The organism is Brachybacterium aquaticum, from assembly GCF_014204755.1.
GTDB lineage: Bacteria > Actinomycetota > Actinomycetes > Actinomycetales > Dermabacteraceae > Brachybacterium > Brachybacterium aquaticum.
This window is the reverse complement of record NZ_JACHLZ010000001.1, coordinates 2,065,689-2,078,930: the sequence shown is the minus strand read 5'-3', so window position 1 is coordinate 2,078,930 and position 13,242 is coordinate 2,065,689. Positions and strand designations below refer to the sequence as shown.

The window sequence follows — 13,242 nt, the reverse complement described above, 5'->3', positions numbered from 1 at the left end:
GCGGATGCCTCGCGGTAGATGCCTCGCGGCCGACGGGGGAGCGGTTCAGCTGTCGAGCTCGTCGAGCTCCGCGCCGAGACGCTCCTCGAGGCTGTGGAAGAAGGCGATCACGGAGGACAGGCCGCACTTGATCGCGCTGTCGATCTGGGTGTCCGAGGCGCCGGCGTGGAAGTCCGCGGCCAGCTCGCCGTACACGCCGAGCAGACCCTCCGACTCGCGGCGCACGTAGACCTTCGGCCAGATGCGGTTCATGTTCCACTCGTTGCACAGCTTGATCATCTCGACCTTGCGGGAGATGTCCACGGAGTGGCTCCAGCGACCGCGGGTCTGGAGCACGCCGTGCCCCTCGCCGGAGATCATGAACTGGAAGCGGTAGTCGTCGAAGCGAGCACGGACCACCTCCGCGTGCTCACCGTCCTCGACGAACACATATCCATGGCGGGTGAGGCTCGCCTCGACCCTCGACAGGGACAGCGGAGCCAGATCGGCATTCGCCTCGGCCCCTTCCGTCCTCGCAGGGGACTCGTTCGGTGCAGTCACTTCCAACCTCGGGCGCTCGTCGTAGGGAACTGGTGATCCGGTCTCGTGGATCGCCGGACACCCTACTCCCTCCGCATGAGAAAGGGGCCAGGAGCACCCGTGATCCCCATGACCCCGGCCCCGCGGCGTGGCGTGCGGCGGGGCCGCTGTCGCTACAGTGCGGCCATGCACCCGCCCGCCGCCCCGGAGTCGCAGGACGCCCCGCGGCCGCTGATCGCCCTGGTCGGCGCGACCGCCACCGGGAAGTCCGATCTCGCGATCGCCCTCGCCGAGCACCTCGACGGCGAGGTGATCAACGCCGACGCCCTGCAGTTCTACCGCGGCATGGACATCGGCACCGCGAAGGTCACCGCCGAGGAGCGCCGCGGCGTGCCGCACCATCTCCTGGACGTGCTGGAGGTCACCGAGGAGGCGAGCGTCTCCGCCTATCAGGCCGACGCCCGTGCGGCGATCGCCGCGATCCGGTCCCGCGGCCGCACCCCGATCCTCGTCGGCGGCTCGGGGCTGTATGTCCGGGCGGCGCTGGACGAGATCGAGTTCCCGCCGACGGACCCCGCCGTCCGCGCCCGCCTCGAGCAGCGCGTCGCCGAGATCGGCCCGGCGGCGCTGCACCGGGAGCTCGCCGGCCGCGATCCCGAGGCTGCCGCCATGATCGGCCCGGGCGACGCGCGACGGATCGTGCGCGCGCTCGAGGTGGGGGAGCTGACCGGCCGCCCCTTCACCGCCTTCCTGCCCCGCCCCGTCCACGCGGACCCGAGCACCGTGCAGATCGGCCTGCGCCGCGACCGTGCCGAGCTGCACGAGCGGATCGCGCTGCGCGTGCACCGCATGGTCGAGGCCGGGCTCCTCGACGAGATCCGCGCCCTGCGCGAGCGGGGCCTGGACCGCGGCCTCACCGCCCGGCGCGCGATCGGCTACCAGCAGGGCCTCGCCGTTCTCGACGGGACCCTCACCTGCGAGGCCGCGATCGAGGAGACGATCGTGGGCACCCGGCGCCTGGTGCGCAAACAGGACACCTGGTTCCGCCGCGACGCCCGCGTGCACTGGCTCGACGCCGACACGAACACCTCCCTGAGGCACGACCTGCTGCCCCGCGCCCTCTCCCTCGTGGACACTGCCCGCCAGGAGCATGCCCGCGAGGGACGGGCCGCGCCGGGGGAGACCGGCGTCACCGCGCCGGGGACGCCCGCGCCGTAGGCTCCTGTCCATGAGCCGCAGCATCGCCTTCACCAAGGGCCACGGGACCGAGAACGACTTCGTGGTGCTGGACGACCCCGATGGCGCCCTCGGCCTCGACGCCGCCACCGTCGCCGCCCTGGCCGACCGTCGCGCCGGGATCGGCGGCGACGGCGTGATCCGCGCCGTCCGCTCCAAGGACGCCGGTATCGACGCCCCCGCGGACGCGCCCGAGTGGTTCATGGATTACCGCAACGCCGACGGCTCCATCGCCGAGATGTGCGGCAACGGCGTGCGGGTCCTGGCCGCGCACCTGCGCCGCGCCGGGCACGTGGACTCCGACCGCTTCGAGATCCTCACCCGCGCCGGCGTCCGCACCGTCGACATCCTCGAGGACGCCGCGAGCGACGGCGCCCCGTGGAGCGTCCGCGTGGGCATGGGCGCCTCCCGCAGCACACCCGGTGCGCGGACCGTCGAGATCGCCGGGCACCGGCTCGAGGCGACCGACGTCGACATGGGCAACCCCCACGCCGTCGCGTTCCTGCCCGACGACGTGGTGCTCGAGGACCTCGACCTCACCCGCCGCCCGGCGCTCGACCCCGAACCCGCGGACGGCGCGAACATCGAGCTGGTCACCCTGCGCGGCGACCACCACGTCGCCATGCGCGTCCACGAGCGCGGCGTGGGCGAGACCCGCTCCTGCGGCACCGGCGTCGCGGCCGTCGCCGTCGCCTCCGCCCTGCGCGCCGGGGACGAGTCCTGCACCCCCTGGACCGTGGACGTCCCCGGCGGCCGCCTCCAGGTGGGCTGGACCGACGACGGCGAGGTCACCCTCACCGGCCCCGCCCAGCTCGTCGCCGACGGGACCACCCTGGTCTGAGCCGCGACGGTCCAGCGCCGGAGGCCGGCTCTCAGTTCTCAGTTCTCGGCTCTCAGTTCTCGGGTCTCAGTCCCCGGGTCCGATCTCGAGGATCCGGAAGCCCTTCGCACTCGCGGCCTTGCGCACCGGACGCGCCGGCAGCTGCTCGCCGAGCCAGCGCGCCAGCGGATCGGCGCCGAGGTTCTTGCCGACCACGAGCGCGGCCGTGCCCGTCGGCCGCAGCCGCGCCGTCCACTCCAGAAGCAGCGCATGCAGCGCCGGCTTCCCGATGCGGATCGGGGGATTGGACCAGAGCGCATCGAGAGCCAGGTCCGCGGGCACCTCGTCGGGCGCGATGACGCGGAGGTTCTCCGCGCCCGCCCGGCGGGCATTCTCGCGCGTGAGCTCCCGGGCCCGCTCGCTGACGTCCACCGCCCACACCTCGGCGTCCGGGTGCAGCAGCGCCGCGGTCAGCGCGATCGGCCCCCACCCGCAGCCGAGGTCCAGGATCACGCCGTCCGCGGGCGGCTCGGCGATCTCGTCGAGGCGGTCCAGCAGCACGGCGGTCGCCTTGTCCAGCCCGTGCCCGCTGAACACCGCGGTCGAGGAGACCAGGTCCAGGTCGCGATCGGCCAGGCGCACCCGGAGCGGGAAGCGACGGTCCTCGGCGGAGGGGGAGGCGGTGAAGTAGTGCTCGTCCACCCGAGCAGGATACGGAGCCGCAGCCCGCGTCCCGGCCCGCCTGGGCGTGATCCGCGCTCCGCCCAGCGCAAAATCTCTCGACCCGGGCGCGGGGACGTGGGATTCTTGGGGAACCCGTTTCCGACCGAAGGAGAACCCCGATCGTGCCCATCGCCTTCCATCCCGACCCCGATTCCGACCTCGACGTCGACGGGACCACCACGGGAGGAGCCGGGGCCGACGCACTCCCGACGGACGCGGACGCGACCGGCGCCCCGACCCGCCCGGCCCCGTCGGCCGACGGGACCCCCGCGACCGACGGCACTCCCGCCACTCGCCGACGCGACCCCCTCACCGAGCGGATCCTCGCCCGCGGCGACGCCTCCGTCTCCGCCGTGACCTACGGCTCCGAGACCGACGGGGAGCAGTACGACCTCGCCGACCGCCAGGCGCTGCGCCGCGTCGCCGGGCTCTCCACCGAGCTCGAGGACGTCACCGAGGTCGAGTACCGCCAGCTGCGCCTGGAGCGCGTGGTCCTCGCGGGCCTGTACACCTCCGGCAACGCCGACGAGGCCGAGAACAGCCTGCGCGAGCTCGCTGCGCTCGCCGAGACCGCGGGTTCCGAGGTGCTCGACGGGATCCTCCAGCGCCGCGCCCACCCCGACCCTGCCACGTTCCTGGGCAAGGGCAAGGCTGCGGAGCTGGCCGAGATCGTCGCCGAGACCGGTGCGGACACCGTGATCGCCGACGGCGAGCTCGCCCCCGGCCAGCGCCGCGCTCTCGAGGACATCGTCAAGGTCAAGGTCGTCGACCGGACCGCCCTGATCCTGGACATCTTCGCCCAGCACGCCAAGTCCCGCGAGGGCAAGGCGCAGGTCGAGCTCGCCCAGCTCGAGTACCTCCTGCCGCGTCTGCGCGGCTGGGGCGAGTCGATGTCCCGTCAGGCCGGCGGTCGCGTCGCCGCCGGCGGCGCGGGCATGGGCTCGCGCGGTCCCGGTGAGACCAAGATCGAGCTGGACCGTCGGCGCATCCGCGACCGCATGGCCAAGCTCCGCCGGGAGATCAAGGAGATGGCTCCCGGTCGCGAGGCCCAGCGCGCCGACCGCACCCGCCACCAGGTGCCGGCCGTCGCGATCGCCGGCTACACCAACGCCGGGAAGTCCTCCCTGCTGAACCGCCTCACCGGCGCGGGCGTGCTCGTCGAGAACGCCCTGTTCGCGACCCTGGACCCGACGGTCCGCCGCGCCACCACCCCGGACGGGCGCGAGTTCACCTTCGCCGACACCGTCGGCTTCGTGCGCCACCTGCCCACCCAGCTGGTCGAGGCCTTCCGCTCCACCCTGGAGGAGGTCGGCGGCTCGGACCTGCTGCTGCACGTCGTGGATGCCTCCCACCCGGACCCGGAGGGGCAGATCACCGCCGTGCGCACCGTGCTCGGCGAGATCGAGGGCTTCGACGTGCCCGAGATCGTGGTGCTGAACAAGGCCGACCTCGCCGAACCCGAGACCATCGCCCGCCTGCGCAGCCAGGTGGGGGAGAGCGTCGTCGTCTCCGCCCGCACCGGCGAGGGCATCGAGGAGCTGCGCGAGCTGATCGCCGAGCACCTCCCGCGCCCCGCCGTCGAGGTGGACGTGGTGGTGCCCTACTCCCGCGGGGACCTCGTCTCCCGTGTACACACCACCGGCGAGATGCTCGAGGAGGAGGAGCACCTCATGGAGGGCACGCGCGTGCACGCCCTCGTGGATGAGGCGCTCGCCGCAGAGCTGCACGGCGCGGCCTGAGCGGGGAGGGCCCGGGCGGCCGATACGCTGAGCCGATGACCGCAGCGCCCGAGCACCCCGCCGTCCCTGCGGCGGGGGACGTGCCGCTGGGCACCCTGATGGAGGCCGCGGTCGCCGCCGTCGGCGGCTCGCCCCGCCCCGGCCAGCAGGCCATGGCCGAGGCCGTGGACACCGCCATGTCCGGCGGCCGTCACCTGCTGGTCCAGGCCGGCACCGGCACCGGCAAGTCGCTCGGGTACCTCGTGCCCGCGCTGCGCCACGCCCTGGCGAGCGGCCGGCCCGTGGTGGTCTCCACCGCCACCATCGCGCTGCAGACCCAGATCGTGCGCAAGGACCTGCCGCGGCTCGTGGAGGCGCTCGCCCCGCACCTGCCGCGCACCCCCACCTTCGCCCTGCTCAAGGGCCGCGCGAACTACCTGTGCAAGCACAAGATCGCCGGCGGCTATCCCGTGGACATCGAGCCCGGGGCCCTGTTCGCGGAGGCCTCCACCGACCCCTCGCGCAGCGGAGGGGAGCGACTCGGCGAGCAGGTCAAGCGCCTGCGCGAATGGGCCGACGAGACCGACTCCGGCGATCGCGACTCCCTCGAGGACGCCGTCTCCGACCGCGCCTGGCGCCAGGTCTCCGTCACCGGCAACCAGTGCATCGGCACCTCCTGCCCACTGGTGGAGAGCTGCTTCGCCGAGCGCAGCCGCGAGATCGCCCGCGAGGTGGACGTCGTGGTCACCAACCACGCCCTGCTCGCCATCGACGCCTTCGACAAGCACGGCATCATCCCCGACCACGACGTGGTCGTCTTCGACGAGGCCCACGACCTCACCGCCCGCGTCACCAGCGCCGTCACCGACCAGCTCAGCCCCGGCCTGCTGCGCGCCACCGTCCGCGAACTGCGCGGGCTCGGGGTCGCCGGCACCGCGCTCGAGGACGCCTCCGAGGAGCTGCGCGAGGCGCTCGAGCTCGCCCCCGACGGCCGTGTCATCGGCGACCTGCCGGAGCGGCTCGCCGACGCGATCGTGCAGCTGCGCGTCGAGGCGCGCACCGCCCACTCCGACGCGAAGGACGCCGGCGACGACTCCCTCGCCGGGGCACGCAAGACCGTCCGCGCGAACCTGCAGGAGATCATCGACGTCTGCGAGCGCCTCACCGACCCGGGGGAGGACGACGTCGTCTCCGTCTCCCGCGGCCAGGCCACCGGGCGGGTCTCCCTCCAGGTCGCCCCGCTCAGCGTCGCCGGCGCGATGCGCGGCGCCATCCTCGAGGAACGCACCGCCGTGCTCACCTCCGCCACCCTCGCCCTCGGCGGCCGCTTCGAGCCCGCCGCGGGGGAGGTGGGCCTCGCCCGCTCCGGGCGCATGGACGCCGACGCGCTGCCGCGCACGGAGGACTCCGGAGCGTGGGCCGGGATCGACGTGGGCAGCCCCTTCGACTATCGCCGCCAGGGCATCCTCTACACCGCCCGGCACCTCCCTCAGCCGGGCCGCGAGGGGCCCTCCCCGCTGATGCTCGACCACCTCACCGACCTGGTGGAGGCCTCGCGCGGGGGAGCGCTGTGCCTGTTCTCCTCGCGCCGCGGCGCGGAGCTCGCCGCGGAGCACGTGCGCGCCCGCCTGGACCTGCCGATCGCCGTGCAGGGCGAGGACTCGATGGCGAACCTGGTGCGCACCTTCCGCGAGCACGAGGACGCCTCCCTGTTCGGGACCCTCACGCTGTGGCAGGGCGTGGACGTGGCCGGACGCTCCCTGCGACTGGTCACCATCGACCGGATCCCCTTCCCCCGTCCCGATGATCCTCTGACCGCCGCGCGCCAGGAGCGCATCGGTGCGCACGGCGGCAACGGGTTCATGGCGGTCTCGGCCCAGCACGCCGCGCTGCTGCTCGCCCAGGGTGCCGGGCGGCTTATCCGCACCGAGTCCGATCGCGGCATGGTCGCGGTGCTCGACCCGCGACTGTCGACCGCGCGGTACGGGAGCTTCCTGCGCGAGTCGATGCCGCCGCTGTGGCCGACCTCCGACCCCGAGGTCGCCCTCGGCGCGCTACGCCGCCTCGCGGCGAGCTGAGCGCGCTGCCCCGCCTCGCGGCGAGCTGAGCGCACTGCCCCGCCTCGCGGCGAGCTGAGCGCACTGCGCCGCCTCGCGGCGGGCTGGAACCGCTCAGACGGCGCGCAGCACCGCCACGACCTTGCCGAGGATCTCGGCGTGGTCGCCGAGGATCGGGGCGAAGGCGGGGTTGTGGGGCATGAGCCAGACGTGGTCGTCGCGCTGGACGAAGGTCTTCACCGTCGCCTCGCCGTCGATCATCGCGGCGACGATCTCGCCCTTCTCCGCGGTGGACTGCGAGCGCACCACGACCCAGTCGCCGTCGCAGATGGCGGCGTCGATCATCGAGTCGCCGACCACCTGCAGCAGGAAGAGCTCCCCGCCTCCGACGAGCCGCTCGGGCAGGGTGAACACGTCCTCGACCTGCTCCTCGGCCGTGATGGGGATGCCGGCCGCGATCCGGCCCACCAGAGGCACGTTCACCGAGTGCGGCGTGAGGGTCGACTCCGGGGCGGCGGGGGCGGGGGCGTCATCCGCATCCGGCATGACGACCTCCATGGCGCGCGGACGCTTGGGATCGCGGCGCAGGAAGCCCTTGCGCTCGAGGGTCTGCAGCTGGTGGGCGACCGACGAGGACGAGGTCAGGCCCACGGCATCACCGATCTCCCGCATGGTGGGCGGGTATCCGCGCGCCGCGACCGCCTCGTTGATCGTCTCCAGGACCAGGCGCTGGCGGCGGGTGAGCCCCTCGGTGCGCGCATCGGCCGGCGCGTCGCCGCGGGCCCGGGTCGGCTTGGGGGTGCTCGTCGTCATCGTGCGGCCTCCTGAGGTCCTGGCGTGAGGGGTCCTGGCTTCGTCTGTCGGACCCTCGCGGTTCAGTAGGTCCGTGGCCCCAGACTAGGGCGGCACCGGACGGAAGCCAAACATGTGTTCGAGATTCCTCTTGCGTGTCGCACGACCCGACGGCTACAGTCGCACAGAAATTCGATCGAACAGGAGTTCGGAGATGCGTACCCATACCGCCACGGTCCTTCCCTTCCCGCGGCAGGACGAGCAGCGCCCCGCGCGTGCGGTTCGAGAGCACGTTCGACTCGAGCCGACCCGCCGCGGTCGCCTCCTCCTGACCGTCGTCGCCTTCCTGCTCGGCCTGCTCGTCGCGGCCGTCGCCCTGCTGGTGCTGGACCTCCCCGCCGCCCTCGCCGGCACCGAGGAGCGTCCCGCGGTCGTCACCGTCCAGCCCGGGGACACCCTCTGGGGCTACGCCGAGGAGCACGCCCCCGAGGGCGTGAGCCACTCGGAGTACGTCGCGCAGGTCCGCGCGCTCAACCACCTGCCCACCGGTCGGATCACCGCCGGCACCGAGATCGAGCTGCCTGCCGAGGGGAACTCCGCCCGCTGAGCGCATGCGGTGCCGGTACCCTGAGCGGATGCACTGCCCGTTCTGCCGCCACCCCGATTCGCGCGTCGTCGACTCGCGCACGTCCGACGACGGCGCGACCATCCGGCGCCGACGCCAGTGCCCCAACTGCTCCCGGCGCTTCTCCACCTCGGAGACCGCCTCCCTGTCCGTGCTCAAGCGCTCGGGCGTGAGCGAGCCCTTCAGCCGCGCGAAGGTCATCTCGGGCGTGCGCAAGGCCTGCCAGGGCCGCCCCGTCAGCGACGACCAGCTTGCGATGCTCGCGCAGAAGGTCGAGGAGAACATCCGCTCCAGCGGTCAGGCCGAGATCGACGCCCATCAGGTCGGTCTGGCGATCCTCCAGCCGCTCCAGGAGCTCGACCTCGTCGCGTACCTGCGCTTCGCGAGCGTCTACCAGGACTTCGACTCCCTCGAGGACTTCGAGGCCGCCATCGCGCGGCTGCGCGCCGAGGGCATCGGTGACGCTGCGGACGTGCAGGCCGCGACCGCCGGCGCCGCCGACTGAGCGCCGCACCTGTCACCCGGCCCCCCGGCGCGGCGGGGTCCACAGGATTCCCGGACGTGGTGCGGAGCGGGTCCCGGATGTGCTTAAGATGTCCTCCGTGCACCGACGAGGTGCGCGTCTGATCGGCGGTCGTGGAGGGGAAGCCACGGCCGCCGATCCTCGTTCCGGGACAGGTGAGCGGCGACCCGGGGATCGCTGGTCAGAGGATCGGCGGTCCGGGGATCGCCTGTCCGGGGGTCGGCAGCCCAGCGCTCAGGCGCCGTCTGCACCCTCCGGAGCCATGCCGGCCGGCAGCTCCCGTGCATGGACCACCCCGAGGTGCTGGGTCGAGCGCGACATGGCGACGTAGAGGTCGCCCGCGCCATGGGCGTCGATCAGCTCGGCCGGCTCGACGATCACCACGGTGTCGAACTCGAGGCCCTTGGCGTCCTGCGCGGTCATCACCGCGATCTCGTCGTCCACACCCGCGGACCCGGTCCCGATCCGGGGCAGGTCCCCGTCGGCCCGCAGCGCGGCGGCGAGGTCCTCGAGCCGCTCCGCCGCGGCGATCACCGCGATGCGCCCGGGGATCCGCGCATGCACGGCACGGACCGCCGCGGCGATGCGCGCCGTGAGCTGACCGGGCTCGGTCCGCTCCAGCAGCGGGTCCTCGTCCCCTTCGCGCACCGAGCTCACCGCGGTGACGGGCAGGGAGTGGGCCTGCGCCATCGCGACCGCGCGGTCCATGATCCGTGCCGGGGTGCGGTAGTTGACGGTGAGGTGCTCGACCTCGAGCCGGTCCTGGACGTATGGGGAGAGCGCCGCGGTCCACGAGTCGGTGCCACCGGCGGAGGAGGTCTGGGCGACGTCGCCCACCACGGTGAAGGACTTCGTGGGGGCGCGGCGCATCAGGGCGCGCCAGCTCATGGGGGAGTGCTCCTGCGCCTCGTCGACCACCACGTGGCCGTACGTCCAGGAGCGCTCGGAGGAGGCGCGCTCGGCGAGGGTGCGGCCGTCGCGGATGCGGCTCACCTGGTCGGCGAGGTCCTCGGCGCGGACGATGCCGGAGGTGTCGATGTTCTCGATGACCTTGCGGGCGTACTCCACGTCGGCGCGGCGCCGCTCGGCGTCGTCCTTGGCCTTCGCCTCCGCCGGGGCGGAGTCCTCGCCCAGCAGCTCGGCGATCTCGTCCAGCAGCGGCACGTCCTCGACGGTCCACTCGGCGTCCTTCGGGCGCACCAGCAGCGACACCCTGTCGGCGAGGGCCCTCGGTGCCGCGGCCCGCAGCCGGTCCGGGCGGGAGAGCAGGATCCGCAGGAAGCCCTGCGGGGTGTAGGGGAGCCAGGCGAGGTTCAGCTGCCGCCTCACCTCGGGATCGTGGCGCAGGTCCGAGAGCAGGTCGGGGCGGTCCTCGGGGACCACGGTGCGGCCCTCGGCCTTCAGCGCGCGCTCGTAGGCGTCGACCAGGCGGTCCATCGCCGCGCGGACGAACACGGTGCGGGCGGCGTTGTGGGGCCGGTGGGTGGCGCGCGCCTCGCGACGGGCGGAGCGCACCATGTCCCGGGTCAGCACGAGGTCGGTGCCGTCGATTCGCAGGCGCACGTCCTTCTCGGGGACGACCTGGCGCAGCTTGACGGCCTTGGCGAGCAGGTCCGCCATGGCGATGTCGCCCTTGACGCGCGCGACGTCGTCCTCGTCGTGCGCGAAGGTGGTCACGCCCGGGAACATCTCGCCGGGGGTCATCATCACCACGCCCGACTCGCCGAGGCTGGGCAGCACCCGCTCGATGTAGCGCAGGAAGCCGGGGGTGGGCGCCATGATCAGCACGCCCGTGTGCTCCAGGCGGCGACGGTGGGTGTACAGCAGGTAGGCGGCGCGGTGCAGCGCGACGGCGGTCTTGCCGGTGCCCGGCCCGCCCTGCACCACGAGCACGCCGCGGTTCTCGGAGCGGATGATGCGGTCCTGCTCGGCCTGGATGGTGGCGACGATGTCGCCCATGCGGCCGGTGCGGGTGCCGGAGACGGCCGCCAGCAGCGCGCCCTCGCCCTGCAGCACCACGTCCTCGGCGCCGCCCTCGAGCATGGACTGGTCCAGCACGTCGTCCTCGAGCCCCACCACGGTGCGGCCGCGGTTGATGAGGTGCCGGCGCAGCCGCACCCCGAGCCGCTCGGTGCTGGTGGCGCGATAGAACGCGGAAGCGGCAGGGGCGCGCCAGTCCACCAGCAGCTGCTCCCGCTCCGGGGTGAACAGGCCGATGCGGCCGATGTAGTGGCGCGCGGCGTCGTCCATGTCGAGCCGGCCGAACACCACGCTGCGCGAGACCGAGCGCAGCAGCGCGAGACGGTCCTCGTACAGCGCCATGAAGGCGTCGCGCTCGGAGCGGTTCTGGTGGGTCGAGGCCTGCTGCGAGCCTTGGATCTGGTCGAGGTTGCGCTCGACCTGCGCGATGAGCTCGTCGACCCGCTCGTAGAGCCGGTCCGCGTACTCCTGCTCCCGAGCGATCTCCCGTGCGACCTGCGCCTCGGTCCGGACCGTCTGCTGCTCGGACTCGTCCACTGACCTGCCCCCTCGATGTCTCTCCACACGCCGCGCGCGCCCCGGGCGCACCCAGGGCGGCGAAGCACGGTGGTCCATTATGGTGGACGGGCCTGGGTGCGCGTGCCATCAGGTCACCGACTGTCCGACGGCCGCGAGGAAGGGGAGCGCGATGCGCGATCCGCGCGATCTCTACCGCTTCGAGTCCACCGAGGTCCTCGAGGCCGTGCCCCGTTCCGGTCTCACCCTGGTCCACGCCCTGCCGGGGATGGTCGATGCCGGCAACGCCTGCCGCATCGCCGCGCGGTACCTGCGCGACGAGCTGCGCCACCTGCGCCTGGTCTCCTTCGACACCGACGAGCTGCTGGACTACCGCGGCTCACGCCCGCAGGCGACCTTCGACGGCACCTCCTACACCGACGTCGACATCCCCGAGCTCACGCTCTGGCTCGTGTACGACGAGGCGGACCAGCCCTTCCTGCTCCTGGACGGCCCGGAGCCGGACCTGCAGTGGAAGCGGCTCGTCGAGGCGCTCACCGACCTCATCGAGTACTTCGACGTCGAGCGGGTGGTGGGCATGCAGGCGGTCCCGATGGCGGTTCCGCACACCCGCCCGATCGGCCTGTTCGCGCATGCCAACGACCCTGCACTGCTCGGCATGCCCCACACCCGTCCCACCCCGGCGCCGGGCACGGACCCGTCCGAGGGGGAGGAGGGCATGGCGGAGCTGGTCATCCCCGCGGCCTTCGGGGCCCTGCTCGAGCACACCCTCGGCCGCGCGGGTCATCCCGCCATGGGCTATGCCGCGCAGATCCCGCACTACCTCACCCGCACCGACTTCCCCGCCGGGGCGCTCGCGCTGCTGCGCCGGGTCAGCGAGGCGGCGGATCTCGAGCTTCCCCTCGTCCACCTCGGCGACCTCACCGATGCGGCGACCGTCGCCCTGCAGGGCACCCTCGCCCAGAACAACGAGGTGCGCCAGATCGTCAGTGCGCTCGAGGAGCAGTACGACGCGATGAGCGAGGGAGCGGACCGCGCGCCCCTGGCCACCACGCTCGACCTCCCCACGGCCGACGAGATCGGGGAGCACTTCGAGCGCTTCCTCGCCGACCGCGATGACGAGGACGAGGCGGAGGAGGGTCCCGAGGACCCCGAGTCCCCGCGAGGACAGTGACCCTCACGCCGCGCGACAGGGCTGCGCGGGGTCTTGGGAGCGAGTTCGTTACTGCTTCGTGACCAGCAGGCGGACGTCACCGTGTGAAGCGGGCCACGGTCATGACAGAATGTCCGCGTTGCGGTGATGCAGGTCCAGCAGGACAGCCCGTCGATGATGCCTCGGCACAGCAGTACGGCTCGCACCAATGCGCCACCCGCCTTGGCGGGGGACGGCTTCACGCGGCACCGCGGTCGCGTCGTGCGGCCGATGATGGACGACACAGAAGGTGACAGGTATGGCACAGGGCTCGGTCAAGTGGTTCAACGCCGAAAAGGGCTACGGATTCATCGAGATCGACGGAGGCGGCGCAGACGTCTTCGTGCACCACAGCAAGATCGACATGGACGGCTACCGCTCCCTCGAAGAGGGTCAGCGAGTGGAGTTCGAGGTCAGCCAGGGGGACAAGGGGCCGCAGGCCGAGCAGGTCCGCCCTCTCTGATCACGGATCTCCCGTGAGTGCACGGGCCGGGAAGGAGCATCGCGCTCCTTCCCGGTCCGTTCTTCGTCGTGGGGGACA

12 protein-coding genes are annotated in these 13,242 nt (G+C 72.9%); 8 read left to right on the top strand and 4 right to left on the bottom strand.

Annotation, left to right across the window (positions count from 1 at the left end; genetic code table 11):
- Window positions 1-45: 45 nt before the first annotated feature.
- A complete protein-coding gene (locus HNR70_RS09300) occupies window positions 46-540 on the bottom strand; it encodes a YbjN domain-containing protein (RefSeq protein ID WP_184325405.1) in 495 nt (164 codons plus the stop codon).
- A gap of 165 nt (window positions 541-705) precedes the next feature.
- On the opposite strand from HNR70_RS09300, the gene miaA reads away from it, so the two are divergent.
- Window positions 706-1,737 (top strand): tRNA (adenosine(37)-N6)-dimethylallyltransferase MiaA, encoded by a 1,032-nt coding sequence (gene miaA, locus HNR70_RS09295; RefSeq protein ID WP_184325404.1) that lies wholly within the window; start codon window positions 706-708, stop codon window positions 1,735-1,737.
- Between the two features lie 10 nt (window positions 1,738-1,747).
- Complete coding sequence (gene dapF / locus HNR70_RS09290; protein WP_184325403.1) at window positions 1,748-2,596, top strand: diaminopimelate epimerase; 849 nt, start codon at window positions 1,748-1,750, stop codon at window positions 2,594-2,596.
- 66 nt (window positions 2,597-2,662) lie between these two features.
- On the opposite strand, the gene HNR70_RS09285 is transcribed toward dapF, so the two are convergent.
- The gene (locus tag HNR70_RS09285; RefSeq protein WP_184325402.1) at window positions 2,663-3,277 is read right to left on the bottom strand and encodes a class I SAM-dependent methyltransferase; all 615 of its coding nucleotides are present in this window, start codon (window positions 3,275-3,277) and stop codon (window positions 2,663-2,665) included.
- A gap of 143 nt (window positions 3,278-3,420) precedes the next feature.
- Between HNR70_RS09285 and hflX the strand changes: the two genes are divergently transcribed.
- Window positions 3,421-5,037: a GTPase HflX gene (hflX, locus tag HNR70_RS09280; RefSeq protein WP_184325401.1), complete on the top strand. Its 1,617-nt coding sequence runs from the start codon at window positions 3,421-3,423 to the stop codon at window positions 5,035-5,037.
- A gap of 35 nt (window positions 5,038-5,072) precedes the next feature.
- On the top strand, window positions 5,073-7,094 hold the full coding sequence (locus HNR70_RS09275) for an ATP-dependent DNA helicase (protein WP_184325400.1): 2,022 nt from the start codon (window positions 5,073-5,075) through the stop codon (window positions 7,092-7,094).
- 93 nt (window positions 7,095-7,187) lie between these two features.
- Here the strand turns inward: HNR70_RS09275 and lexA are convergent, their stop codons facing one another.
- A complete protein-coding gene (gene lexA / locus HNR70_RS09270) occupies window positions 7,188-7,886 on the bottom strand; it encodes a transcriptional repressor LexA (protein WP_184325399.1) in 699 nt (232 codons plus the stop codon).
- Window positions 7,887-8,079: 193 nt separating this feature from the next.
- Here lexA and HNR70_RS09265 point away from each other — a divergent pair, with 193 nt between their 5' ends.
- Window positions 8,080-8,472 (top strand): LysM peptidoglycan-binding domain-containing protein, encoded by a 393-nt coding sequence (locus tag HNR70_RS09265; RefSeq protein WP_184325398.1) that lies wholly within the window; start codon window positions 8,080-8,082, stop codon window positions 8,470-8,472.
- A gap of 28 nt (window positions 8,473-8,500) precedes the next feature.
- The gene (nrdR, locus tag HNR70_RS09260; RefSeq protein ID WP_184325397.1) at window positions 8,501-8,995 is read left to right on the top strand and encodes a transcriptional regulator NrdR; all 495 of its coding nucleotides are present in this window, start codon (window positions 8,501-8,503) and stop codon (window positions 8,993-8,995) included.
- Between the two features lie 252 nt (window positions 8,996-9,247).
- Here the strand turns inward: nrdR and HNR70_RS09255 are convergent, their stop codons facing one another.
- Window positions 9,248-11,530, bottom strand: coding sequence for a HelD family protein (locus HNR70_RS09255; RefSeq protein ID WP_312857623.1), 2,283 nt, complete (start codon window positions 11,528-11,530; stop codon window positions 9,248-9,250).
- A 151-nt stretch (window positions 11,531-11,681) separates the two neighbouring features.
- Here HNR70_RS09255 and HNR70_RS09250 point away from each other — a divergent pair, with 151 nt between their 5' ends.
- Together HNR70_RS09250 and HNR70_RS09245 are read left to right on the top strand one after the other, a co-directional pair.
- A complete protein-coding gene (locus HNR70_RS09250) occupies window positions 11,682-12,683 on the top strand; it encodes a PAC2 family protein (protein ID WP_184325395.1) in 1,002 nt (333 codons plus the stop codon).
- A 277-nt stretch (window positions 12,684-12,960) separates the two neighbouring features.
- Window positions 12,961-13,164 (top strand): cold-shock protein, encoded by a 204-nt coding sequence (locus HNR70_RS09245; protein ID WP_184325394.1) that lies wholly within the window; start codon window positions 12,961-12,963, stop codon window positions 13,162-13,164.
- The last annotated feature ends 78 nt before the right edge of the window (window positions 13,165-13,242 follow it).

Bases quoted from the DNA above. Each gene is read 5' to 3' on its own strand.
- HNR70_RS09275 (WP_184325400.1), top strand. From the start codon at position 5,073: ATGACCGCAGCGCCCGAGCACCCCGCCGTCCCTGCGGCGGGGGACGTG.
- dapF (WP_184325403.1), top strand. From the start codon at position 1,748: ATGAGCCGCAGCATCGCCTTCACCAAGGGCCACGGGACCGAGAACGAC.
- nrdR (WP_184325397.1), top strand. From the start codon at position 8,501: ATGCACTGCCCGTTCTGCCGCCACCCCGATTCGCGCGTCGTCGACTCG.
- HNR70_RS09245 (WP_184325394.1), top strand. From the start codon at position 12,961: ATGGCACAGGGCTCGGTCAAGTGGTTCAACGCCGAAAAGGGCTACGGA.
- miaA (WP_184325404.1), top strand. From the start codon at position 706: ATGCACCCGCCCGCCGCCCCGGAGTCGCAGGACGCCCCGCGGCCGCTG.
- HNR70_RS09265 (WP_184325398.1), top strand. From the start codon at position 8,080: ATGCGTACCCATACCGCCACGGTCCTTCCCTTCCCGCGGCAGGACGAG.
- HNR70_RS09250 (WP_184325395.1), top strand. From the start codon at position 11,682: ATGCGCGATCCGCGCGATCTCTACCGCTTCGAGTCCACCGAGGTCCTC.
- lexA (WP_184325399.1), bottom strand. From the start codon at position 7,886: ATGACGACGAGCACCCCCAAGCCGACCCGGGCCCGCGGCGACGCGCCG.